The organism is Bradyrhizobium jicamae, assembly GCF_018130215.1.
Lineage (GTDB): Bacteria > Pseudomonadota > Alphaproteobacteria > Rhizobiales > Xanthobacteraceae > Bradyrhizobium > Bradyrhizobium jicamae_A.
On sequence record NZ_JAFCKQ010000006.1, the window covers coordinates 124,715 to 149,702 of the forward strand.

General features: G+C 64.9%; 15 protein-coding genes. 12 read left to right on the forward strand and 3 right to left on the reverse strand.

What is annotated here, in order from left to right; genetic code table 11:
- The first annotated feature begins 250 nt into the window (after positions 1-250).
- From JQ586_RS10505 to JQ586_RS10515, 3 genes are all read left to right on the forward strand, one after another.
- Complete coding sequence (locus JQ586_RS10505; protein ID WP_212394458.1) at positions 251-1,903, forward strand: hydantoinase B/oxoprolinase family protein; 1,653 nt, start codon at positions 251-253, stop codon at positions 1,901-1,903.
- A gap of 6 nt (positions 1,904-1,909) precedes the next feature.
- Positions 1,910-3,949: a hydantoinase/oxoprolinase family protein gene (locus JQ586_RS10510; protein ID WP_212394459.1), complete on the forward strand. Its 2,040-nt coding sequence runs from the start codon at positions 1,910-1,912 to the stop codon at positions 3,947-3,949.
- A 126-nt stretch (positions 3,950-4,075) separates the two neighbouring features.
- On the forward strand, positions 4,076-5,293 hold the full coding sequence (locus JQ586_RS10515; protein ID WP_409410974.1) for an ABC transporter substrate-binding protein: 1,218 nt from the start codon (positions 4,076-4,078) through the stop codon (positions 5,291-5,293).
- A 58-nt stretch (positions 5,294-5,351) separates the two neighbouring features.
- Here JQ586_RS10515 and JQ586_RS10520 read toward each other — a convergent pair whose 3' ends face one another.
- Positions 5,352-6,566 (reverse strand): mandelate racemase/muconate lactonizing enzyme family protein, encoded by a 1,215-nt coding sequence (locus JQ586_RS10520; protein ID WP_212394461.1) that lies wholly within the window; start codon positions 6,564-6,566, stop codon positions 5,352-5,354.
- A gap of 169 nt (positions 6,567-6,735) precedes the next feature.
- On the reverse strand, positions 6,736-7,971 hold the full coding sequence (locus tag JQ586_RS10525; protein ID WP_212394462.1) for an amidohydrolase family protein: 1,236 nt from the start codon (positions 7,969-7,971) through the stop codon (positions 6,736-6,738).
- Between the two features lie 240 nt (positions 7,972-8,211).
- Between JQ586_RS10525 and JQ586_RS10530 the strand changes: the two genes are divergently transcribed.
- A complete protein-coding gene (locus JQ586_RS10530; RefSeq protein WP_212394463.1) occupies positions 8,212-10,644 on the forward strand; it encodes a CaiB/BaiF CoA-transferase family protein in 2,433 nt (810 codons plus the stop codon).
- A gap of 70 nt (positions 10,645-10,714) precedes the next feature.
- Positions 10,715-14,017: a carboxyl transferase domain-containing protein gene (locus JQ586_RS10535; protein ID WP_212394464.1), complete on the forward strand. Its 3,303-nt coding sequence runs from the start codon at positions 10,715-10,717 to the stop codon at positions 14,015-14,017.
- Positions 14,018-14,372: 355 nt separating this feature from the next.
- Here the strand turns inward: JQ586_RS10535 and JQ586_RS10540 are convergent, their stop codons facing one another.
- Positions 14,373-16,010, reverse strand: a complete 1,638-nt coding sequence (locus tag JQ586_RS10540) for an NAD(P)/FAD-dependent oxidoreductase (RefSeq protein ID WP_212394465.1) — start codon at positions 16,008-16,010, stop codon at positions 14,373-14,375.
- A gap of 391 nt (positions 16,011-16,401) precedes the next feature.
- Between JQ586_RS10540 and JQ586_RS10545 the strand changes: the two genes are divergently transcribed.
- From JQ586_RS10545 to JQ586_RS10575, 7 genes are all read left to right on the forward strand, one after another.
- Positions 16,402-17,967 carry a tyrosinase family protein gene (locus JQ586_RS10545; protein WP_212394466.1) on the forward strand — a complete coding sequence of 522 codons (1,566 nt, stop codon included), beginning with the start codon at positions 16,402-16,404 and terminating at the stop codon, positions 17,965-17,967.
- A gap of 6 nt (positions 17,968-17,973) precedes the next feature.
- Entirely contained in the window at positions 17,974-18,372 is a 399-nt protein-coding gene (locus tag JQ586_RS10550; protein WP_212394467.1) for a hypothetical protein, read from the forward strand.
- Between the two features lie 101 nt (positions 18,373-18,473).
- Positions 18,474-19,697, forward strand: coding sequence for a cytochrome P450 (locus tag JQ586_RS10555; protein WP_212394468.1), 1,224 nt, complete (start codon positions 18,474-18,476; stop codon positions 19,695-19,697).
- Between the two features lie 122 nt (positions 19,698-19,819).
- The gene (locus JQ586_RS10560; RefSeq protein WP_212394469.1) at positions 19,820-21,418 is read left to right on the forward strand and encodes a GMC family oxidoreductase; all 1,599 of its coding nucleotides are present in this window, start codon (positions 19,820-19,822) and stop codon (positions 21,416-21,418) included.
- A 7-nt stretch (positions 21,419-21,425) separates the two neighbouring features.
- The gene (locus JQ586_RS10565) at positions 21,426-21,866 is read left to right on the forward strand and encodes a hypothetical protein (protein ID WP_212394470.1); all 441 of its coding nucleotides are present in this window, start codon (positions 21,426-21,428) and stop codon (positions 21,864-21,866) included.
- A 68-nt stretch (positions 21,867-21,934) separates the two neighbouring features.
- Positions 21,935-22,957 (forward strand): S1C family serine protease, encoded by a 1,023-nt coding sequence (locus JQ586_RS10570; RefSeq protein ID WP_212394471.1) that lies wholly within the window; start codon positions 21,935-21,937, stop codon positions 22,955-22,957.
- A 370-nt stretch (positions 22,958-23,327) separates the two neighbouring features.
- The gene (locus tag JQ586_RS10575; RefSeq protein ID WP_212394472.1) at positions 23,328-24,767 is read left to right on the forward strand and encodes a DUF1254 domain-containing protein; all 1,440 of its coding nucleotides are present in this window, start codon (positions 23,328-23,330) and stop codon (positions 24,765-24,767) included.
- The last annotated feature ends 221 nt before the right edge of the window (positions 24,768-24,988 follow it).

Genomic DNA, 24,988 nt, shown 5'->3' on the forward strand with positions numbered 1-24,988 from the left:
TGGTGTCGGGGAGCCCGAACGGTCCGGCATGGGCCGGCTTGCATGGGGTGGGACGCGGTGGCGTGGGTTCTATTCCGTCGAGGAGTGAAAATTATCAGTGATCACGACTTGCTGATCGATGAAATTGCGGGCTCAGGCCTGGGCCTGCGTTTTGCGATCGGCAAACCTCTGGCTATAAGGAGTAATTCCGGTTCCGATCGGCCGGGTCCCTCTGTCCCCTTTGCGCGGTCCAGGCGCCAACAAGGCAAAAATGTCCGTCAAGATCGATCCGATCACCCGCTCCGTCGTCCAGCACCGCCTGTCATCGATCGTGAGGGAAATGGGCGAAGCCATGCTTCGCACCTCCTATTCGCAGATCCTCAATTCCAGCCGCGATTTCTCGCTCGGCATCTGCGACACAAGCGGGCGGCTGATCGCGCAGGCCGACCACATCCCGGTGCATGTCGGCGCGCTGCCCTGGGCGACGCTGGCGGTCGAGCAGCGCTTCAAGGATGTCGCGCCCGGCGACGTCATCCTGCTCAACGATCCCTATCAGGGCGGCAGCCATCTGCCCGATCTTACCGCCTTCGTGCCTGTTTTCGACGGGGACAAACGGCTGCTCTGGACCATCGTGCGCGCACATCAGAGCGACATCGGCGGCGCCACCCACGGCGCCTACAATCCCGCCGCCACGGAGATCTATCAGGAAGGCATCCGTATCCCGCCGATCAAGCTCTATGAAGCCGGCAAGCCGCGCGAGGATCTGCTCGACCTCCTGGCGCTGAACATCCGAAATCCCAGGGAATTTCGCGGCGACCTTGCAGCGATGCTCGGCGCCGCCCATCTCGGCGAGCGCCGCGTGGCAAAGCTGTTCAGCGAGTTCGGGACCGAGACCGTCGAGGCCGCGATCGAGGCCATTCTCGATGCCACCGAGCAGCAGACCCGTGTGGTGGTTTCGACCTGGAAGGACGGCGTGTTCCACGGCGAGGCCCTGCTCGATGACGACGGCCACGGCCGCACCGATATCAGGATATCGGCCAAGGTGACGAAGACGGGCAGCGACATCGAGGTCGATCTCACCGGCTCCGATCCGCAATCGACCAGTTTTGTGAACTCATCGCATGCCAACATGCAGGCCGCCGTCGCGATGGCCTTTGCGTATCTGATCGATGCGGACATCCCGAAGAACACCGGCGCGCTGCGGCCGCTGAAGGTCGTGGCGAAGCAGGGCACCATCGTCTGGGCCGATCCGGGGCGCCCGGTGACCCTCTGCACCAGCCACCCTTCCAACGAGATCGTCGAGGCGATCATCAAGGCGATGTCCGCGTCATGTCCGGACCGCGTGATGGGTGGATGGGGCCGCCGCTTCCGCATCGCGATCCAGGGCGAGGACCCGCGCAACAGCCGCAACTTCATCTGGCACATGTTTCAGGCACGGCCCGGCGGCGGCGCGTCGCCGGGCGGTGACGGCTACTCCTCGATCGGCGAATGGCACTCGGTCGGCGGGCTCAAGTTCGGCAGCATCGAGGTCGCCGAGGTGCGCTTTCCCCTGCATTTTCGCCAGCACGAATTCCGGCCGGATTCCGGCGGCGACGGCCAGCATCGCGGCGGCCTCGGCGTCGCGCTCGACATGGTGCTGGAGACGGCGAAGCCAGCGAAAGGCAACACCGCCGGCGACGGCGCGCGCCACGGCCCCTGCGGCATGCTCGGCGGCAGGGACGGCGCGCCACATCACTATCGGTTGCTGTCGGAAGGCCGCGAGCCCCGCGTGCTGAAGACGAAGGAGGTCGGCATCGAGCTTCGCCCCGGCGATTGCCTGGAGATCCGCTCCTCCGGCGGGGGTGGCTGGGGACCGCCCGAGCAGCGCTCGGTGGAAGCGCGGGCGCGCGACGCAGCACAAGGTCTGGTTTCGAAAGCGGTTTAGCCAAGCATGTTCACGATTGGAATAGATGTCGGCGGCACCTACACCGACCTGGTTGCCACTGACGAAACCGGACGCACCGTTTTCGCAAAATCACCGTCCACTCCGGCAGATCAGTCGATCGGCGTCATGGCCGGGCTTGAAGAGCTGGCGCGCCGCATCGGTGTTACGCGCGCGGCGATGCTGGCGGCGACCGATCGCCTCGTGCACGGCACGACGGTCGCGACCAATGCACTTCTGGAGCGCAAGGGCGCCAGGGTCGCACTGCTGACCACCGAAGGCCATCGCGACGTCGTCGAGATGCGCGAAGGGCTGAAGCCCGACCGCTATGATCTGCGGACGCCGCCGCCCGAGCCGCTGGTGCCGCGCGAGCGCCGTTTTGGCGTGCGCGAGCGACTGAAGGCGGACGGCAGCGCGTCCATTCCGCTCGATGCGACTGCGCTCGATGCTGCGATCGCCGACGTCAGGCGATCGGACGCAACCTCGGTCGCGGTCTGCTTCCTGCACGCCTATCTCAATCCAGTGCATGAGCTTGCCGCCGTCGAACGCCTCGCGAACGAACTGCCCGGCGTCAGTGTCTCGCGGTCCAGCGACGTGTTGCCGCAGATTAAGGAATATGAACGGGTCTCGACCACGATCGTGAACGCCTATGTCGCACCGACGGTGCAGCGCTATCTCGCCAATCTGGAGCGCAGCCTCATCGAGGCCGGGTTTGCGGGATCGCTGTTCGTCGTGCTGTCGCATGGCGGCATGGCACCGGTGGAGGAGGCCTCGCGGCTCGCTGCGGGCACGGTACTGTCGGGCCCCGCCGGCGGCATCTCCGGCAGCCGCCGCTGCGCCGACCTGCTCGGGATTCCCGACCTCGTGCCGTTCGACATGGGTGGCACCTCGACCGATATCTCGCTGATTTCGGATGGTGTGGCCTCGCTCTCGGCCGACGGCATGCTGGCGGGCCAGCGCATCGCGTTGCGCAGCCTCGATATTGCCAGCATCGCGGCCGGCGGCGGCTCGATCGCCAGCGTAGACGGCGGCCGCACGCTGCGCGTGGGCCCCGAGAGCGCCGGCTCCGTGCCGGGTCCTGCCTGCTACGGCAATGGCGGCCTGGCTGCCACCGTCACCGATGCCAATGTCGTGCTCGGCTATCTCGACGCCCGAGCCTTCATGGGCGGCGCGCGGCCGCTCGATCGCGCCGCCTCGGAAGCCGCGGTCGACCGCATCGCCGCGGCGCTCGATCTGTCACGGATCGAAGCGGCCGCCGGCATCTACAAGATGATCAATCTGAAGATGGCCGACGGCATCCGCCTGACGACCTTGCGCCGTGGCGTCGATCCCCGCAAATTCGCGCTGCTGAGCTTTGGCGGCGCCGCCGGCATGCATGCGGCGGAGGTGGCGCGCGAACTCGAGATCAGGCGCATCATCGTGCCGACGGTCGCTTCCGTGCTGTCGGCCTGGGGCATGCTGACCAGCGATCTGCGCTACGAGGTCAGCCGCACGCATTACGGCACGGGCCGGATTTCTGCCGACGAGGTGCGTGGGCTGTTCGCCGCCCTGGAGAAGCAGGCCGCCGGCCGTCTGCGCGGCTGGTTCAAGGGCGACATCGCGATCGAGCGCTCGGCGGAGATGCGCTATGGCGAGCAGGTGTTCGAAATCGACGTGCTGCTCGGCGATGTCGACCTTAACGCCCCCGATCTGGTCGCCGACATCGAGGAGCGCTTCCACCGCCGCCACGAGGAGCTCTACACCTATGCCTCGCGCGGCCAGGAGGTGGTCTTCGTCAACGCCCGCGTCGCCGCGGTCGGCAAGGTGGCGCGGCGTGCCGGCGATGCCGCCGCCGTGTCCTCCACCGCGCCCTGCGCACCGCGCGGCAGGCGGCAGGCCTGGTTCGGCGCATGGCGCGAGGTGCCGGTCTATGGGCTTGACGATCTCAGGCCCGGCCAATCGCTTGATGGCCCCGCGATCATCGAGGCCGAGACAACAACCGTGCTGGTCGACATCGGCGACCGGGTCACGGTGAATGGGCTCGGCTGGCTAGATATAACGTTGCGGTGACGCGGAACTCTGCCATCAACATTTCATTTTTCGAGCGTTGCCTTCGACGTTAAGGTCGGATCGCTTGGGAGGGGCGCTGGCGTGCCGGCGTTTGTGGCGATGTTGATGCAAACAAAAAGACAAGCCGTGCTTTCGATCGTCCTCGTCCTCGGAGCGCTGACGACCGTCGCAGCGTTGCGCGCGCAGCCGGCAACGGAAGCCGCCGTCGACGGCGACATCCGCATCGGCAATATCATGCCCTACACCGGCCCGCTGGCCGCGTTTGCCACCATCGGGCGGGCGGAGGCGGCCTATTTCGACATGATCAACGAGCAGGGCGGCGTCAACGGCCGCAAGATCAAATTCATCTCGGTGGATGACAGCTCCAGTCCGCAGACCGCGGTGGAGCAGACCCGCGACCTCGTCGAGAAGCAGAACGTGCTCATGATGTTCGGCTCGTTTGGCACGCCGGACAATCTGGCGACGCGGACCTATCTCAACGAGAGGAAGATCCCGCAACTGTTCGTTGCATCCGGTGACGAGGCGTGGGCGCATCCCACGGCATTTCCATGGAGCATGGGCTGGCAGCCGACCTTCCGTGCCGAGGGCCGGATCTACGCCAATTACATCCAGGCCGCCTATCCCGACCGCAAGATCGCCGTGCTCTGGCAGAACGACCAGTTCGGTCGCGACCTGTTCAAGGGTTTGCAGGAAGGGCTCGGCGACACGGCTGGCAGGATCGTCGCCGATCTCGCCTTTGATGCGTCGGAGACTGCGATCCAGAACCAGCTCGGGATCCTGAAGGACTCCGGCGCCGAGATCCTGGTGTTCGACGGCGCGCCGGCGATCGCCGCACGCGCGATCCGCAGCGCCGCCGAGCAGCTTGACTGGCATCCGGTCTTCATCCTCGACAACGCCTCGGCCTCGATCGCCAGCGCACTGCGCCCAGCGGGCCTGCAGAACTCGCTCGGCGTGATCTCGACCTCGTTCCTGAAGGATGCCGGCGACGCCTCCTGGAAGGACGATCCGCACATCAAGGCGTGGCTCACCTTCATGGACAAGTATTTCCCCGACGGCGACAAGGACGATCTTTACGCCGTGTTCGGTTACGCCGCGGCCGACACGCTGCTCCAGGTGCTGCGACAGTGCGGCAACGATGTCTCGCGCGAGAACGTGATGCGGCAGGCAGAGGCGCTGAAGGACTACCAGAGCCCGATCGCGCTGCCGGGGATCGCGATCAACACCGGGCCGAAGGATTTCCGCCCCATCAAGCAGATGCGCCTGGTGCAGTTCGACGGCAACGCCTGGCAGCCCATCGGCGACGTCGTGGACAGCGCGTTTACGACGGTCAGGGATGATAATTAGCTGATATCGTCCCGGCCAGCGCCGGGACGACGGTGGGGAGCGGGCTGGTTTGAAATCCCTACTTCTTCAGCCCGTAATTCAGCAGCCCGCCCTTGTTCTTCGGTGGATGCGCGCGAAGCCCTTCCTCGTTCGGCTCGGTGCCCCAGCCCGGGCGATCCGGGATCACGAGATGGCCATCGACGTAATCTGGTACGTGCGTGAACAGCTCGTGGTCCCAGGCGAGACGGTCGATGTCGGTCTCCATGATCCGCAAATTCGGCACCGCGGCGCAGAAATGCGCGTTCATCATGGTGCAGAGGTGGCCGTAGAAATTATGCGGCGCTACGTTGACCTCGAAATGCTCGGCGGCATTTGCGATCTTCATCGACTGCCAGACGCCGTTCCACGGCGTGTCGATGATCGCGACGTCCATCGCCTGCTCGGTGAAATAGGGCAGGAATTCGCGCAGGCCCAGCAGCGTCTCGCAGGACGAGATCGGATGCGGGCTCCGGCGGCGGATGTAACCGAGCGCCTGCGGGTTGAAGGTGTCGATCTCGACCCAGAACATGTCCATGTCGGCGATGGCGCGCAGGATCTTCAAATAGCCTTCGGTCTTGGCGTTGAAATTGAGGTCGAGCAGCAGGTCGACATCGGGACCCGCGCCGTCGCGGATTGCCTCCAGGTGCATGCAGAGATTGCGCAGCACGTTGCGGTCGACGTTGATCTCCGGCTCGAACGGCGAGCCGAAGCCCGGCCGCCAGCCTGTCGGCTTGCCGTCGGTGTAGACGAAGATGTTAGTCTTCATCGCCGAGAATTTCTTCTCGCGCACCTCGCGGCCGATTGCCTTGACGCCGTCGAGGTCCGTGATCGCAGGCTTGTACCAGTCGGGATGATTGATGCGCCAGGTCGCGCAATGCGACCAGTAGACCCGTACCCGGTCGCGAATCTTGCCGCCGAGCAACTCGTAGCAGGGCACGCCGAGCGCCTTGGCCTTGGCGTCGAGCAGCGCGTTCTCGATCGCCCCTAACGCCAGCGCAACCACGCCACCGGCCGCGGGGCGCGTCGCGGCGAACAGTTCGGCATAGATGCTCTCATGCTGGAACGTATTCTTGCCGACCACCCGCGCCGACAGCCGCTCGATCGCTGCGGTGACGCCGGGCGCGCCAAAGCCCTCGTCGAATTCGCTCCAGCCGACCAGCCCGTCCTCGGTCGTGACTTTGACGAAATGATAGTTCCGCCAGCCGGCATCGCAGGCGAGCGTTTCGACGGCTTTGATTGTGGTGGCTTTGCTCATGGTTTCCGCCCCGGGCTCTGTTGTTCTTACGAAACCCAACAACGGATCGGTGGACGCGTCAATTCACGCCGGGGCAATGCGACAATGCAGCCCCGTCAATGCGAGGAGCGAGGGGTCCGCACATGCGGGGCCGACCGATTGCTTCGCTTCGCTGGCAATGGCGGTCGGATCAAGGCCGGAACAGCGTCGGCCGCTGCCGCTCGAACACCTTGCGGCCGCGCTTGAAGCCCATCAGCACGTCGGGCAGCTCGGCGATCGCGCCCGGGCCGCTGTCGGTATCAAGCACGACGATATCGGCGGGATTGCCGACCGCGATGCCGTAATCCCCTAGGTTCATCAGCCGTGCCGGCAGGTCGGTGACGAGATCGAGGCAGGCCTCGAACTCGCTGATCCCGACCTGCGCGGCATTGGCGTAGAGGTTGGCCATGCGCAGCAGCGAGGCGTCGCCGAACGGTGTGAACGGGTTCTGCACATTATTGGTCGCGACCGAGCACAGCACGCCGCCGGCGGCCAGCCGGTGCGCGAGCGTGAGCCCGCGCGGGGTGTTGTGGGTGGCATCGCGGCCCATCAGATAGAGGTCGGTCGCCGGCAGCACGGTGACGGCGACGCCCGCCTTGGCAAGCCGCCCGGTCGCGGCCTTCAGGCTATCAGGCGGAAGCGCGGAGAGTTTCGTCGCATGCCCGATCGCGACTCGCCCGTGATAATTGCGCCGCTCGGTCTGCCGGCACACCTCCTCCATGTGCGACCAGGAAGGATCGAGATCGAAATCGAGATGCAGGTCGACATCGAGGTCGAACTCCTGCGCCAGATCGAAGATCCGAGTGATATGCGCGTTCGGGTCGGTGTCGGCATAGGGGCAGCCGCCGATCGCGTCCGCTCCGTCGCGGAGCGCTGCAACAAGCAATTCGTCGGCCCCGGGATCGTTGGTCAGGCCTTCCTGCGGGAAGACGCAGAGCGAGAGGTCGAGCGCCCAGGCATAATCGCGCTTCAGCGCCTTCACCGCCTGGTAGCCGCGCAGCCCGATGCGCGGGTCGATCTCGACATGGGTCCGCATCCGCGTGGTGCCCGCCGTGATCGCGCGCTCGATCACTTTCGCGCCGCGCGCATGGACGTCCTCGACCGTGAAATCACGCTTCATCGCCGCGACTGCGCGGATGGCGTCAGCGACGCTCGCATGGTCGTGGCCGCAGCGGCCAAGCAGGCAGGCCTTGTCGAGATGGATGTGGCTGTCGACGAAGCCGGGCAGCGTCAGCCGGCCGCCGAGGTCGATCTCGACCGCCTCGCAGGCGAGATGCGGCGCAATCGCGGCGATCGTGCCGTTGGCGATGCCGATATCGACCGCACCGGCCGGGGCGCGGGTCACGGCGTTGCGGAAGACCAGGTCGAAGGCAGGTTTGGCGGACATCGCATGTACTGGCTTCGAGATGCTGCAGTCTAACGGACCGGCAGGTGCCGGGCAGCACCCGATTGCGTGCAGGAGAGGGGTAATGTGAAGTCAGCGCAAGTCCAAATACCGTCTCGCGAATTCCGTCAAGCGGAAGAAAATTCCACTTGCATCGTCGCCGCCCGGCGGCTTCAAGTTCAGGCAACAAGAAACTCAATCAGTGATCATCGATCGCTGGTGCAATGCTCGCGAGGAAGCCTGATGGGCGCATTGTCGCATCTGCGGATAGTCGAGATCGGAAGTGCGGCTGCGACCGCCTATTGCGCACGGCTGTTCGCCGATTTCGGTGCCGACGTGCAGAAGATCGAGCCGAAGCAGGGCGACCCGCTGCGTCGCGCCGCTCCGCTGACACATGGCGGGCAGAGCGCGTGGTTTGCGTTTCTCAATTTCAACAAATCGAGCATCGTGCTCGATCGGAGCGACCCGAACGCGGCGTCGCGGCTGAGCGAACTGATCGAGGCTTGCGACATTCTGCTCGACGGCCGCGGCCTCGATGCGGCCGACTGTCCCGATGTTGATCTGGCCGCGATCAGGCGGCAACATCCCGGCCTGGTCCATCTTGATCTGTCGTGGTTCGGCGACCGCGGTCCCTACGCTGACTTCGCCGCGACCGACTCGACCATCCGCGCGCTGACCGGGCTGATCAAACTGGTCGGGCCGGAACAGGGGCCGCCGATGCACGCGCCGGATTTCCAGACCGGCATCTTGGGCGGGCTCTGGGGTTTCATCGCTGCGTCATCGTCGGTGCTGGGCCGGATGCAGGACGGATGCGGGCGCGCGAGCCATCTGAGCCTGTTCGAGGCCAGCATCGCCGTCACCGAATACATCATGTTCGAGGCGTTCTCGCGCGGCGACATCATGCGCCGGATCGGCGTCAACCGCTTCTGGCCGACCTTTCCGGTCGGCATCTACGAGACCAAACAAGGCTGGCTCGGCGTCACCACGGTGACACCGGCGCAGTGGCGCTCGTTCTGCGAGATGCTGGGGCTTCCCGACCTGCGCGACGATCCGACGCTGGTCATGGGCGTCGACAGGCTGCAGCGTGTCGCAGACATCGAAAGCAGGATCCTGCCGAAGCTGAGGCAGCGCACCGCGCAGGAATGGTTCGCCGAGGGCCTCAGGCGCAAGATCCCGATCGTGCCGATGCCCGAGATCTCCGATCTCGTGGCCGATGAGGAGAAGCGCGCCCGCGGCGCCATCGTGCCTGTTTCGGTCGGCGGCGAGACCGGCTTTTCCGCCGGCTCGATGCAGCGTTTGACGGGAACGCCGCCGCTCCGTGGCGGCAGGGTGCCTGATATCGGCGAACGGCAGACGAGGCGCGAGACCGTGGCGCGCGCGCCGGCGCCGAAGCCCGTCGCGGCCGCTCGGCTGCCGTTGGAAGGCATCCGGGTCATCGATTTCTCGATGGGCTGGGCCGGCCCGATCTGCACCCGCACGCTCGCCGATCTCGGTGCCGACGTCATCAAGATCGAGGCGATCCAGTATCCGGACTGGTGGCGCGGCGTCGACCGCCGCCCGGCCTATGTGCTGGAGCAGATGTACGAGAAGTCGGTTCGCTACTGCATCATGAACCGGAACAAGCGCGGCATCACGCTCGATCTGACCCGGCCGAAAGGGCTCGCACTCGCGAAGCGGCTGCTCGCCGATGCGGACCTCGTGGTCGACAATTATTCCGTCGAGGTGTTGCCGAAGCTAGGCCTCGGCTACGATGTGCTCAGCGAGCTCAATCCAGGGATCGTGATGATGTCGATGTCGGCGTTCGGCGCCGGCAGCGTGTATCGCGATTGCCGCGCCTATGGCTCGACCCTGGAACAGGGCTCCGGTTTGCCGAGCGTGGTCGGCGACGCGGGCGGGCCGCCGGTGATGAGCCACACGGCATTCGGCGACGCCGTCGGCGGCCTCAACGGCTGCGCCGCGGTGCTGACCGCGCTGATCCACGCCAAGGTCACGGGGCAGGGCCAGTTCATCGATCTCGCGCAGATCGAATGCATGATGCCGTTCGCCGCGCCCTGGATCGTGGCGCATTCGATCGACGGCCGGCCGCCGGCCAGATACGGCAACCGCCATCCGGATTTCGTGCCGCATGGCTGCTTCCGCTGCGCCGGCGAAGACAGCTGGATCGTGGTCGCAGTGTCTGATGATGCGATGTGGCCGCGGCTTGCGCGGCTGCTCGGCCGCGAGGACTGGGTTATCGACGCGACACTGAAGACGGCCGCGGGCCGCCGCGCGATCGAGGCCGAGATCGAGGCCGCGATCACGGCCTGGACCTACGCGCGCGATCCGGATGCGGCGATGACCGCGCTGCAAGCTGCCGGTGTCGCCTCCGGCGTCGCGCGGCTGCCGATCGATCTCCTGCACGATCCGCAGCTGCAGTCCCGCGGCTTCATCCAGCAGGTCGATCGCGCCTTCATCGGCAAACATCCGCAACCGTCGATGCCGTTCCGCGAGGCGGCCGAGCCGTTCGCAATCAGCTCCGTGCCGCCGACGCTCGGCGAGCACAATCGCGAGATTCTCGGCGGCTTGCTGGGCCTTTCCGATGCCGAGCTCGAGGAACTCACCCACGAGGGCATCATCGGCACCGAGATGCTGATGGAGGAGCAGCTGGTGAAAGAAAAGAAGCGGGCGGCGGGCTGATGCAGCGCAGCCGCCTTTTTGTCACCTTCCCCCGCAGGCGGGGCGAGGTAAGCAACTCACGGAACCATCCATGTCCTTCAAGAAATTGCTGATCGCCAATCGTGGCGAAATCGCCATCCGTATTGCGCGGGCTGCTGGTGAGAGCGGCATCGCCACGGTCGCGATCTATCCCGCCGATGACGTCGCATCGCTGCATGTCCGTGCCGCCGACGAAGCGCACGAGATCCCGGGCCATGGCGCGCGCGCCTATCTGGATATCGAGGCGATAGTGGCCGCCGCGAAGGCCGCAGGCTGCGACGCGCTGCATCCTGGCTATGGTTTCCTCAGCGAAAATGCGACGCTGGCGCGGCGCTGCGCCGAGGAGAGGATCACCTTCGTCGGCCCGTCGCCGAGGGCGCTCGACCTTTTCGGCGACAAGGCCGAGGCGAAGGCGCTTGCGAAAAAATGCGGTGTGCCGATCATTCCCGGCACCTCCGGCGCGACCACGCTCGAGGACGCAAGGGGCTTCTTCGCCTCGCTCGGCAGGAATGCGGCCGTGATGATCAAAGCGATCGCCGGCGGCGGCGGGCGCGGCATGCGCGTGGTCGACGATCCCGCGAAACTGGACGAGGCCTATGCGCGCTGCCAGTCCGAGGCGAAGGCCGCGTTTGGCATCGACAGTGTCTATGTCGAACGGCTGATCAGGAAGGCGCGGCATATCGAGGTGCAGATCATCGGCGACCGCCATGGTGCGATCAGCCATCTCTGGGAACGTGAATGCACCATCCAGCGTCGCAACCAGAAGCTTATCGAGGTCGCGCCAAGCCCGTCGCTGGGCGATCCGCTTCGCGCCGAGATCATCGAGGCGGCGAAGCAGCTCGCGTCAGCCGCGCGCTACGACAATCTCGGCACCTTCGAATTCCTTGTCGATGACGAAGCGAAGGACGGAGGCGGTGCGTTCGCCTTCATCGAGGCCAATCCGCGGCTGCAGGTCGAGCACACCGTGACGGAACAGGTTCTCGGCGTCGATCTGGTGCGCGCGCAACTCGCGGTGGCCGCCGGCGCGAGCCTGGCCTCGCTCGGCCTCGCGCAGGCGGCGATCCCGTCGCCACGTGGCTATGCGATGCAACTCCGCGTCAACATGGAGGTGATGGACGAAAAGGGCGGTACCAAGCCGACCGGCGGCACGCTCAGCGTGTTCGACCTGCCGTCCGGCCCGGGCGTCCGTGTCGACACGTTCGGCTATTCCGGCTACCGGACCAGCGCGGCCTTCGACTCGCTGCTGGCAAAGGTCATCGTGCATTCGCCGAGCCAAAAATGGTCCGACGTGGTGCACAAGGCTGCGCGGTCCTTGCGCGAATTCCGGATCGGCGGCGTCGCCACCAACATCCCGTTCCTCGCCGCCGTGCTGGCGCATCGGGAGTTCATCAGGAACCACATCAGCACCGGATTCATCGATAGCCATGTCGCGGCGCTGGTCGCCTCCGCCAAAAGCCATGCCGAGCCGCTGGTCGAGGTGAAGGAGACGGCCGTCGTCAAAACGGCGCCTGCCGAGGCTGCGCCCGAAGGATCGCTCCCGGTGCCGGCGCCGCTGCAAGGCACGGTCGTCGCGATCGAGGTTGCCGAGGGCGATCTTGTTCGTCCCGGCCAGCAGATCGCGGTGCTGGAATCGATGAAGATGGAGCATCTCGTCAACGCGCCGCATGGCGGGCGGGTGACCAGGATCGCGGGTGGTCCCGGCGTCACCTTGATGCATGGCGAGCCGATCCTGTTCATCGAGCCCGCCGAGGTCGATGGCCACACCGCGGAGCAGGAGGCCGCGATCGATCTCGATCACATCCGTCCTGACCTGGCCGAACTGATCGCGCGCAAGGCGATCACGCTGGACGAGAATCGCCCAGCCTCGGTCGAGCGGCGGCGCAAGACCAATCAGCGCACCGCACGCGAGAATGTCGCCCATCTCGTCGACGAAGGCTCCTTCGTCGAATACGGCTCGCTCGCGATCGCGGCACAGCGCCGCCGCCGCAAGGTCGAGGACCTCATCAGGAACACGCCGGCCGACGGCCTGATCGCAGGCGTCGCCACTGTCAACGCGAAAGACTTCGGCCCCGAAGGCGCGCGCTGCATGGTGATCTCTTACGACTACACGGTGCTTGCGGGCACGCAGGGCCACATGAATCACAAGAAGATCGACCGCATGCTCGGCCTCGCCGAGCAGTGGCGCATGCCGCTGGTGTTTTATGCCGAGGGCGGCGGCGGCCGTCCCGGCGATACCGACCGGCTCGGCATGACCGGGCTCGACGGCCCGTCGTTCGTGCAGTTCGCAAAGCTCTCCGGCCTCGTGCCCGTCATCGGCATCGTCTCCGGCTATTGCTTCGCCGGCAACGCCGCGATGCTCGGCGTCTGCGACGTCATCATCGCCACAAGGAATGCCTCGATCGGCATGGGCGGCCCCGCGATGATCGAGGGCGGCGGGCTCGGCGTCTATCATCCGGCCGAGGTCGGCCCCGTCACGTTCCAGGCGCCGAACGGCGTGATCGACATCCTGGTCGAGGACGAGGCCGAGGCGACGACGGCGGCGAAGAAATATCTGTCGTATTTCCAGGGCGCGGTGACGCACTGGGCCGCGCCGGACCAGCGGCTGCTGCGACGGGCCATTCCGGAAAATCGCCTCAGGGTCTATGATATCAGAAATGTCATCGATCTGATCGCCGACAAAGGCTCGGTGCTGGAGATCCGCCGCGATTTCGGCGTAGGCATGATCACCGCCTTCATCCGCATCGAGGGCAAGCCGTTCGGCCTGATCGCCAACAATCCGAAGCATCTCGGCGGTGCGATCGATGCTGCGGCCGGCGACAAGGCGGCGCGCTTCATGCAGCTCTGCGACGCCTTCGATATCCCGCTCGTCTCGCTGTGCGATACGCCGGGCTTCATGGTCGGCCCCGAGGCAGAGAAGACCGCGATCGTGCGCCACGTCGCGCGGATGTTCGTCACCGGTGCGAGCCTTACGGTGCCGCTGTTCGGGATCGTGCTGCGCAAGGGTTATGGGCTCGGTGCGCAATCGATGATCGGTGGCGGCTTCCACGCCTCGTTCTTCACCGTGGCGTGGCCGACCGGCGAGTTCGGCGGCATGGGGCTGGAGGGCTATGTCCGGCTCGGCTTCCGCAAGGAGATGGAAGCGATCGAGGACCCCTTCGAGCGCGAGAAATACTTCCAGACCAAGGTCGCCGAGCTCTACGCCAACGGCAAGGCGGTTTCGATCGCCTCCGTGCTCGAGATCGACGAGGTGATCGATCCCGCCGCAACGCGCGACTGGATCATGGCCGGCCTGCGCTCGGTGCCCAAGCCGGAGCCGCGGAAACACCGCAAGCGGCCTTGCATCGATGCGTGGTGAGGGCGATGAGGATGCAGCGAAGCGTTCCCCCATCGCATGTGAGGTGAGCGCCTCCTCGGGCTCCCTCTCGGGAGAGGGGTGGCCCGGGGCTCAGCTGTCTGACGAGCGCACCGCTCTTGCAATCTTCCATCGTTTATCGTCGCAGCGCATACGGAGAGCTCAGGCCGTGTGGCACGCCTCTCCCTAGCCCTCTCCCGCAAGGGGAGAGGGAACCCTTCCCCCGGTGCGTCCCTTACAGGGTGATCATTGATCTGGCCCATCGTATGATTCACGGGCCGCGAAACACGTTCACTGTCGTCCGAAAGCCGGGGCGACTACGGAGGGCGATGCACGCGGCCCGCGCGAATGGCGCAAACTACTCCATCCGCAACTCATCATATCCCCTCGCCGCCACTGCATCGCAGCGTTCGCGGTAGGCGGGGGCGCTGCCGCTGTAGCGGGCGACGATTCGCGTCTGCTTGCCCTCGACGTTGCGGTTGATGCCGGTCATCCAGGAATCGACCTCGTTGGAGAGCAGGCCGACGCCCAGCGCCTTTACATGATCGGTCCATCCCGCGGTGCCTTCGGGCGTCGCGTCGAGGAAGGTCAGCTCATTGTCGATCGCGAAGCGGATCAGGCCGGTGACCCAGTCGACGCTGTATTCGATGCTGCGCGGGATGTTGCCGAGCGCGGTGTGCGGGCCCATCAGCATCATCATGTTGGGGAAGCCGTCGACCATCAGCCCGAGATAGGTCTCGGGGCCATGTTGCCACTTGTCCCTTAGTCGCGCGCCATTCGCGCCACGGACATCGATCTTGTCGAAGCTGCCGGTGATGGCGTCGAAACCCGTCGCATAGATGATGATGTCGAAGGCGTAGTCCTTCTCGCTGGTCCTGATGCCATCACGCGTGATCCGCTCGATCGGCGTCGCCACGAGGTCAACCAACTCCACATTGTCGCGGTTGTAGACCTCGTAATAGAAGGTTTCGAGCGGCAACCGCCGCGTGCCGAAACCGTGGTTTTTCGGGATCAGCTTCTCGGCGACATCAGGATCCTTCACGCGCTCGCGGATCTTGCGTGCGACGAAATCGCTGATCGTCGCGTTTGCCTTGCGGTCGATCAGGATGTCTCTGAAATTGCCCTGCCAGATGCCGAAGCCGCGCTCGCCATAGAGCTTCTCATAGAACGCCTCGCGCTCCGCGTCCGAGACCTCGAACGCGCCGCGCGGATCGGGCGTATGGACGAAGCAGGCGAAGGTTTCCTTGCAGCGCGCGAAGATCTCGCCATAGCCGGCCTTGATCCGCCGTTGCGTCTCGGCATCGATCTTGCCGTTGTGCAGCGGCGCGGCCCAGTTGGCGGTACGCTGGAACACGGTGAGGTGTCCGACCTCGCAAGCGATGGTCTGGATGGTCTGGATGCCGGTCGCCCCGGTGCCGATCACGGCGACGCGCTTGCCGGCGAAATGGACCTTTTCTTTCGGCCAGCGCGCGGTGTGGAAGGACTGGCCCGCGAAATCGTCGCGTCCCTCGATGCGCGGCAGCGTCGGCGTCGACAGCGGACCGACCGCGGTGACCAGGAAGCGGCAGGTCGAGCGCGCGCCGCTCGCAAGCGTGATCTCCCAGCTTCGCGTATCGCCTTGATAGATTGCCGCCGTGACGCGGCTCTCGAACTGGATGTCGCGGCGCAGGTCGAACTTGTCGGCGACGTAGTTGCAGTAGCGCAAGGTTTCCGGCTGGCCGGCGAAATGCTCGGACCACTCCCATTCCTGCAGCAACTCCTTCGAGAACGAATAGCCGTAGGAATAGCTCTCCGAATCGAAGCGCGCGCCGGGATAGCGGTTCCAGTACCAGGTGCCGCCGACATCCGTGCCGGTCTCGAATATCCGCGCCTTGAGGCCAATCTCGCGCAGCCGGTGGAGCTGGTACATGCCGGACAGGCCGGCGCCGATGATAATGACGTCATAGTCGAGTGCGGCCGTCTCCGGCGAAGTGTGATGCTGGCGCGTCGCGGCCACCTGGTGTTGCTCCCGAACGTGTTGATTGACGCCAAGGCTAATCGGTCTCGCTGCTGTCTACAAACATCGGAAAGCGGAGCTGGTATCGCGATTTGCAGGGAGCGGGACGGATCGGTGGCATTCCAGGCAATGAAGCGCGCTACCGGCCGCCCCGCGCGCAAATGTCGCTTCCGCCGTTTGCTTGCCGCGCTTCCCGCCAAGGTGTATTGTATCGACATTATCAACTTGTGATATTTTTGCTTCGTTTTCCGCACCGGCGCATTGGAGAGGCGGCATCGTCGCCGGAGCCAGCAGGATGTCAGATTTCGCAGTGGGGGCAAATGGATTGGACGCGCTTCATGAAACGAAGCGCCGACGCGTGATGTTTGTGTGATTGCAACAGGAGCAAGCCATGATGCAGGCCGACGTCTCATCGCTCACGCGCCGCCGCCTGTTGGGCGCAGGCGCCGCACTCGCCGCAACCGCCATGCTGCCGTCCGGCGCGCGTGCGCAGGGCGCGCAGTTCCGGCGCTGGGAGATCACCGATCCGGCAATGCCGCCGCGGGTGCTCGCCAGCTACAAGACGGGCATCAGCAAGATGCTGGCTCTGCCGCCGACCGATCCGCGCAACTGGTATCGCAACGCGATGGTGCATCTGTTCGATTGCCCGCACGGCAATTGGTGGTTCTTGGTCTGGCACCGCGCCTATCTCGGCTGGCTCGAGACGACGTTGCGCGATCTCAGCGGCGATCCCGACTTTGCGCTGCCCTATTGGGACTGGACCAAGACGCCGAGCGTGCCGCAGGCGATGTTCGACGGCGTGCTCGATCCCAACAACAGCGGCTTCATCCCGACCTTCGACGAGTTCAGCGCCCAGTTCCGGCCCGTCGTCACGACGCTGTATGCGTCGTTCTCACAGGATCAGCTCGGCGTGCTCAACGATCGCGGGATTGCGACCGCTGATGATTTCATGAACCTGCTGCCGCAGGTATTCTTCGACCAGCCCAGCGCACGCGGGTTGACGGCGACCAATCCGGACCTCGACTCCGACACCAGGGTCGCGGTGTCGCTGCCGACCATTCGAAGCTCGCTGCGCACGACGCAGTTCGCGGGTGACGGCGGACCCAACGATCCCGCCGGCTTCGCCAGTGCCAAGGCGCCCAATCACAGCGCCGGCAGTACCAAGGGCATCCTGGAGAGCCAACCGCATGACAACGTCCACGGTGCGATGGGCGGTGGCGGCGGCGCGTTCATGGTGCAATTCTATTCGCCTGTTGATCCGATCTTCTTTCTGCACCACGGCAATCTCGACCGGCTCTGGGACGTCTGGACCCGCCGGCAGACCGCGCTCGGGCGTCCGACCCTGCCGCAAGGTCCGGATCTCGACGCCTGGTCGAACGAGCAGTTCCGCTTCTTCTCCAACGCGCAGAGCCAGCCGGTGACGCAGACCAATGCCGGCAGCTACGCCCTGCCGAGCGTGTTTGGTTACGACTACTCGCCGGGATCTGGCGAGGACCAGGTCCCTGCGGCGGGGCCGGTGATCGCGAGCAACCCGCAGGTGTTCAGCGGCGCCGTGCTGTCGGAACGGGTCGGGTCGTCCAGGGCCGCGGGCGGCACCGTACGCGTGCCGGCCTCCGCGTTGCAGGCTGCCCGCGCTGATGCCGGGCCGCGCGTCGCGGAGATCACCCTCAATCTGACCCACGAGGACCTGGGCCGCCGTTTCCGCGTGCTGGTGTCGCCGACCCCTGGCGTGGCTCCGCTCGCGGCGGGCGCGATCACGATTTTCGGCCATCCGCATCACGGGCCGGTGACCTTCACAGTGCCGTTGCCAAACAATCTTCCCGCCGCGGGGACGACGGGAGAGGTGTCGCTCGATATCCGCGTGGTGCCGATCGGCAATTCGGTGCGGCCGGCGCTGGCCGCAGGTGCGGCGCCGACCGCGCCTCTTGTCAGCGGCATCAAGGTGAGGACAGACTGAGCTGCGATGAAGCGTATTCTGTCCACCGCGTTGTTGCTTGCAGGCTTGAACGGGTGCTGGACCAGCATGTCTCTCGCACAGCAGGCAAAATCGTTCGATCTGTCGGCCTCGCGCCAGCCTTCCAATGGCGAGACGATCGAGCTTCAGATCGTGACGGGGCCGCTGCCGCCGGGCGCCAAGGTCGTCGCCATGACTGCGCAGGGCCAGGCGCTGGGTGCGATCGTGCCCTACGCGCTCCCGGGCCGGGACAAGGGCAGCACCGTGACCATCGCGGTTCCGCCGACGGCTTTGGTTGACCAGCACCTGCACCTGCAATTGCAACTGGTCGAGCCGGGCAAACCGCCGCGTGCGCCTGACAAGGACGAGGTCCGCGGCGTCAATCTCGTGCTGTCGCCCGGGCCATGAACCCGGTTCCGTGCCTTTACTCAGCCTCCGATTTCACCCTATCGTCGCCGCCACAACACGATCGCCCGGCAAGCGGCGACGGACCATGCGGGAGTGAGGCGATGGGAGAGGCGCAGCGCAAGGCAACGTCAACAGACGTCAGCGATCCCAGGCTGTACCAGGACGATATATGGCGTCCGCTTTTCGCAGAGCTGCGCCGCGACGATCCCGTGCATTATTGCGAGGCATCGTCTTACGGCCCGTACTGGTCGGTAACGCGCTACGACGACATCTTCGCGGTCGAGCTGGATCACCAGAACTTTTCCTCCGCGTCCGAACTGGGCGGTATCCAGGTGGCCGATCAGCCCAAGGGGCAGGAGCGGCCGAGCTTCATCCGCATGGATCCGCCGGGGCATACCGCGCAGCGCCGTACGGTGGCTCCGATCGTAGCGCCCTCGCACCTCGCCAATTTCGAGGCGCTGATCCGCAAGCGCACCGCTGATGTGCTCGACGCGTTGCCGCGCAACGAGACCTTCGACTGGGCCGAACGGGTCTCGGTCGATCTCACCAACATGATGCTGGCGACGCTGTTCGACTTTCCGTGGGAGGATCGCGCGAAGCTGACGTGGTGGTCGGATGTTGCGATCGCCAATGTCGAGTCGCCCGACGCGGTCGTGCATTCGGAGGCCGAGCGCACGGCCGAACTGATGAAGATGGGCGAAAGTTTCCGCAAGCTGTGGGATGCGAGGATCGATGCGCCGCCGACCTTTGACCTGATTTCGATGCTGGCGCATTCGCCGGCGACGCGAAATCTGGAGCCGCGCGAGTTCATCGGCACGATCGGCTTGCTGATCGTCGGCGGCAACGATACCACGCGCAACTCCATGTCGGCGGGGCTGCTGGCGCTGTGCGACAACCCCTCGCAGTTCGAGCTGGTGCGCGCGCGGCGCGAGCTGATCCCGAGCCTGGTCTGTGAGATCATCCGCTACCACACGCCGGTGCTGCACATGCGGCGCACCGCACGCAATGATGTCGAGCTCGCCGGCCGCCGGATCAGGAAGGGCGACAAGGTCGTGATGTGGTACATCTCCGGCAATCGCGACGAGGACAAGATCGAGCGTGCCGACGAATTCATCATCGACCGCGCCAAGCCGCGCCAGCATCTCGCCTTCGGCGCCGGCATCCATCGCTGCGTCGGCGATCGCCTCGCCGAGCAGCAATTGCGCATCCTTTGGGAAGAAGTCCTGAACCGCGACCTGCGCTTTGAGATCATGGGCCCACCACAAAGGCTCTATTCCAATTTCATCCGCGGTATACGAAGCTTGCCGGTGAGAATCGTGAATTGAGCCAGCCGTTGTCGTCATTCCGGACAGGCGCGAAGCGTCTGACCCGGAATCGCGAGATTCCGGGTTCGATGCTTCGCGTCGCTCCGGAATGACGGGACAATCAAGAAAAACAAGGAAACCGAATGAACGATCCCGTTGACGTCCTGATCATCGGTGCCGGTGCCTCCGGGGCCGCGGTGGCCTGGAGCCTCGCCGACACCAGGATGCATATCCTCTGCCTCGATCAGGGCGGCTGGATGAATCCGGCTGAATATCCGAGCACCGGCCGCGACTGGGAAGCCAAGTTCTTCGGCGAGTGGTCGTCGAGCCCGAACATCCGCGGCCGGCCCGAGGACTATCCGATCAACGACGACAACTCGCCGATCAAGGTGGTCAATTTCAACGCCGTCGGCGGTTCGACCGTGATGTACACCGCGCATTGGCCGCGGCTGCATCCCTCCGACTTCAAGGTGAAGACGCTCGACGGCGTCGCCGACGACTGGCCGATCGATTACGACGCGCTGACGCCGTTCTTCGAGGAGAACGACCGCATGATGGGTACGTCGGGCCTGTCGGGCGATCCGTTGTCGCCGCTGACGCATCCGCCGATGCCGCCGCAGCCGCTCGGGCTGTCCAGCCCGATCGTGGCGAAGGCGATGAACAAGCTCGGCTGGCACTGGTGGCCGTCGGACACCACGGTCGCGACGATGGACTACGAGGGCAGGGCGCGCTGCATCAATCTCGGGCATTGCACGCCGGCCTGCGCGCAGGGCGCGAAATCATCGACCGACATCACCTACTGGCCGCACGCGATCCGCGCCGGCGTCGAGCTCAAGACGCATTGCCGGGTGCGTGAGATCCTGACCAACGAGCACGGGATGGCCTCCGGCGTCGTCTATTACGACAAGGACGGCATCGAGCAGTTCCAGCCGGCCGAGGTCGTCATCATCGCCTGCAACGGCGTCGGCACGCCGCGGCTGCTGCTCAACTCGGTGTCGGGTAAATTCCCGAGCGGGCTCGCCAATTCATCCGGCCTGGTCGGCAAGAACCTGATGTTCCACCCCTACGCGCAGATCTACGGCTATGTGAAGGAGCCGACCGACTCCAACCGCGCGCCGCCGACCTGCCTGTGGAGCAAGGAGTGGTATGACACCGACCTCTCGCGCGGCTTTGTGCGCGGCTACGGCGTCCAGTTCGTGCGTGGCGCCGGGCCGGTGTTCGAAGCCGTCACGGCCGAGCAGAAGGGCATCCTGCCGTGGGGCGCGGATCATCACCGCGCGTTTCGCAAGCTCAACGGTCACCGGATCGGTTTCTCCGCGATCTGCGAGGATCTCCCCGAGGAGCACAACCGCGTGACCCTCGATCCCGTGCTGAAAGACAGCCACGGCATTCCCGCGCCGAAGATCGACTACAAGATCAGCGTCAACAGCCGGAAGATGATGGATCATGCGCTGGCGCGCGGCCGCGAGGTGCTCGAAGTTGCAGGGGCGACCGATATCTGCATCAACGCGCCGATCCCCTGGGGCGGTTGGCATCTGCTCGGCACCGCGCGGATGGGCACCGATCCACAGCGCTCGGTGGTCAACGAATGGGGCCGTTCGCACGACGTGAAGAACCTCTTCATCGTCGACGGCAGCATCTTCGTGACCTCGGGCGGCGTCAACCCGACCTCCACCATCCAGGCCCTCGCGCTCTACATCGCCGACCAGATGAAGCAGCGCCTCGCCAATTTGTTCGACTGAGACCGCCATGAATGAACTGACCGCTACCCAGCGCAACGATCTCCGCACCGTCGCCGCGATGATCATTCCCGAAAGCGACGAGTACAGGGTGCCCGGCGCTGACGATCCCGCGATCCAGGCCGACATGCTGAGGACGCTCGGTCGCGACACCGCTTTGGTCGCGAAGGCGCTCGATCATCTGGCTGATCTCGCTGGACGTCCGCTCGCCGAGCTCGACGACGCAAAACGCGATGCGGTGGCCAGGGAGTTTCGCGCCAATGGCGGCGCTGCGGCGACGACCCTCGTCCGCGTTGTGCTGCAATGCTACTACCGCGACGATCGCGTGCTGCGCTCGCTCGGGCTCGACCTCCGCGCGCCGTTCCCGAAGGGCCATGTATTGCCGGACGGCGACTGGTCGCTGCTCGATCCGGTCAGGGCGCGCGGCGGCACGCTGCGGCGGGCGCCGTAGCGGGCGGGCATAACCACTTGCGGCGGCGGGAGCCGGTCACCATCTGTGGAGACCAAAGGAATCTCGCCATGCTGGATTGTACCTCAAATACCGCCGGTGACGGGCCGTCATCGCGGACGGCTGTCGGTGCCCGCGTCGACGACCGGGTCTTGCTGGATGCCTATTCCAATGCCGTGATCGACGTCACCGAACGCGTCGGCCCGGCCGTCGTCCGCGTCGAAACCGGGCCGAAGGTGCGCAACCCGCGCGACCGCGGCGGGCTCGGCTCGGGCATTGTGATCTCTCCCGACGGGTTTGTGCTGACCAACAGCCACGTGGTCGGATCGTCGAAGGAGATCCGGCTGCGCGACACCGAAGGCTTCGTCACCGATGCGCATGTGCTCGGCGTCGATCCCGACACCGATCTCGCGCTGCTGCGCGCCGATGGCGCGCGCGATCTGCCTTATGCCTCGCTCGGCAATTCCAAGACCTTGCGGCGCGGCCAGCTCGTGGTCGCGATCGGCAATCCGCTCGGCTTCGAATCGACGGTCACGGCCGGCGTGGTGTCGGCGCTGGGCCGCTCAATTCGCTCGGTGAGCGGGCGGACCATCGAGGACGTCATCCAGACCGATGCGGCGCTTAATCCCGGCAATTCCGGCGGACCGCTGGTGTCGTCGACGTCTGAGGTGATCGGGATCAATACCGCGATCATCAACGGCGCGCAGGGCATCTGCTTTGCGGTCGCCAGCAACACTGCGCAGTTCGTGCTGTCGGAGATCATCCGCCACGGCTACGTCCGCCGCGCCTATATCGGCGTTGCCGGCCAGACCGCGCCTATCCCGCGGCGGCACGCGGTGCTCGCCGGGGTCGAGAACCGGATGGGCGCACTGCTTGCGCAGATCGAGCCGGACAGCCCGGCGGCGCGGGCAGGGCTGCTGCCCGGCGATGTCGTGATCAGGCTCGACGGCATCGAGGTCCACGGCGTCGACGATCTGATCCGCGCGCTCGATCGCGACCGGATCGACAAGTCCTTGTCGATGGACGTGCTGCGGATCGGCCGCCTGCGCGCGATCGACATCCACCCGATCGAACGGAAGCCCGCGAAGCAGTGATCACGGTGCGATCCGCGGACTCTCTTGACCCTTCACCCTTGTGAGAGTGATTGCCAGCTTCCGAGGGGGGGGGAGGTGTGGCGTGGAGTTTCTTTTTCGGGGTTCTCGTTTTCAAAGCGACTTCGTGAGCGGCATCGTCCGCCAACCTGCGCCTTCGCCGTCCGACGCGCGCCGCTAGTTTAGCAAGAGCAAGTACTCATAACGTGCAAGATGTCGGGTCTTGCAGGCGAAGCGGTAATCTTGTGCTGCCCTGAGCTTTACCGGTTGTGCCCCTCAGCCGACGAACCTGGACGGCCTTGATTTGAATCAACGCCGTCGGGAATTGCGACGGCACGGTACTGCATCGCGTGTTTTCTGGGAGCAGTATCTAATGACCGTTAATCGCCGTGACGTTTTCGCAGCCTTGTTAGGTGCCGGCTCAACTCTCGCCCTTGCCCGGTCCGCCCGCGCTGAATTTGAAGGACCCCTGTTGAGGGGAGTGGAGGCTGGCGAAGATTTTTGGCTCGCGACCGATGCCTATGTCTATGGGTACCCGCTGGTGACGATGGAGATGACGCGCCGCATCATCACTAACGTGGCTTCGCCCGTCGGTACACACGGCCCCATGGGCCAATTTATCAAACTACGTGAGTATCCAGATGCGAGCTTCCGCGATGTGACTGCGCCCAACGCGGACACTCTGTATACAACGGCCTTTATCGACGTCGGCGACGAGCCTTGGGTGATCAGTATCCCGGATATGAAGGATCGCTACTTCCTCTTTCCAATGCTGGACGGCTGGACCAACGTGTTTCAGGTGCCAGGGAAAAGGACCACCGGCGACAAGGCACAAACTTACGCGATTACAGGCCCGGGATGGAAAGGGACATTGCCCGCTGGCATCAAGGAATACAAATCGCCGACCAGCATCGTCTGGATTTTGGGGCGCATCTATTGCACGGGGACCCGCGAGGATTACGCGGCAGTCCACGCATTGCAGGACGAATGCAAGCTGGTGCCGCTGAGCTCCTACGGCAAGCCGTATACGCCCCCGCCGGGCAAAGTCGATGCGTCAATCGACATGAAGACAGCCGTTCGTGAACAGGTGAATGCGATGGATGCAGTCGCCTATTTCACGCTGCTAGCTCAACTCCTGAAGCGAAATCCGCCCGCTGCGGCGGATGCGCCCGAGCTGGCAAAGTTTGCCAAAATCGGTCTTGAGCCCGGCAAGGATTTCGATTCCAGCAAGCTCGATGCCGCTTTCACAAAGCGAATACCAGAGTTCGCCTTCAACCGGATCATGCTCCAGTTCAAGATCGGCAAAGCGATCCGCAACAAGAATGGCTGGGCTTTCGACAGCCAAACTGGGATATACGGCACCGACTACCCCAATCGAGCGCTGGTAACGGCAATCGGTCTTGGCGCAAACCGTACCCAAGACGCAGTCTATCCGACATCGTTGAAGGATGCTGATGGCCGGGACTACGAGGGCAAGAACAAGTACGTGATGCGCTTTGCCAAGGGGCAGCTTCCCCCGGTGGCTGGATTCTGGTCGCTCACGATGTACGATGCTGACTATTTCTTCGTACAGAATCCGATCAACAGGTACTCCATCAGCGCGCGCCAAAACCTGAAGGCAAACTCCGACGGATCGGTAGACCTCTATGTTCAGAAGGACTCGCCTGGTCCCGACAAGGAGAGTAACTGGCTACCAGCCCCCGCTGGCAAATTTGTGCTGATGTTGCGGATGTACTGGCCAAATGAGAAATCGCCGTCCATCCTCAACGACACCTGGACGGTCCCTCCCGTGCGAAAGGTCTCCTCCAGCTGATCGACGCGCGCCCTTGCAGCAGCCGGCGGAAACCTACCGGGGCTTCCTTGGTCCGACGCTTCTCGTCGCCGGACCAATAGCGCTTGCTGCTCGGCACGGCGCGCGACCTCGCATTCCCTAAATGTAGCACGCCGATCATCGTCGCCCGATATCGCCTGTTGGGCCATCGCGACCAATGACCCCGACCGCCCCTCTGTCCGCTCTGAGGTGTGGACCAGACA

Coding starts and splice junctions, on each gene's coding strand:
- JQ586_RS10505 (WP_212394458.1), top strand. CDS start 251: ATGTCCGTCAAGATCGATCCGATCACCCGCTCCGTCGTCCAGCACCGC.
- JQ586_RS10510 (WP_212394459.1), top strand. CDS start 1,910: ATGTTCACGATTGGAATAGATGTCGGCGGCACCTACACCGACCTGGTT.
- JQ586_RS10520 (WP_212394461.1), bottom strand. CDS start 6,566: ATGAGCAAAGCCACCACAATCAAAGCCGTCGAAACGCTCGCCTGCGAT.
- JQ586_RS10525 (WP_212394462.1), bottom strand. CDS start 7,971: ATGTCCGCCAAACCTGCCTTCGACCTGGTCTTCCGCAACGCCGTGACC.
- JQ586_RS10530 (WP_212394463.1), top strand. CDS start 8,212: ATGGGCGCATTGTCGCATCTGCGGATAGTCGAGATCGGAAGTGCGGCT.
- JQ586_RS10535 (WP_212394464.1), top strand. CDS start 10,715: ATGTCCTTCAAGAAATTGCTGATCGCCAATCGTGGCGAAATCGCCATC.
- JQ586_RS10545 (WP_212394466.1), top strand. CDS start 16,402: ATGATGCAGGCCGACGTCTCATCGCTCACGCGCCGCCGCCTGTTGGGC.
- JQ586_RS10550 (WP_212394467.1), top strand. CDS start 17,974: ATGAAGCGTATTCTGTCCACCGCGTTGTTGCTTGCAGGCTTGAACGGG.
- JQ586_RS10555 (WP_212394468.1), top strand. CDS start 18,474: ATGGGAGAGGCGCAGCGCAAGGCAACGTCAACAGACGTCAGCGATCCC.
- JQ586_RS10560 (WP_212394469.1), top strand. CDS start 19,820: ATGAACGATCCCGTTGACGTCCTGATCATCGGTGCCGGTGCCTCCGGG.
- JQ586_RS10565 (WP_212394470.1), top strand. CDS start 21,426: ATGAATGAACTGACCGCTACCCAGCGCAACGATCTCCGCACCGTCGCC.
- JQ586_RS10570 (WP_212394471.1), top strand. CDS start 21,935: ATGCTGGATTGTACCTCAAATACCGCCGGTGACGGGCCGTCATCGCGG.
- JQ586_RS10575 (WP_212394472.1), top strand. CDS start 23,328: ATGACCGTTAATCGCCGTGACGTTTTCGCAGCCTTGTTAGGTGCCGGC.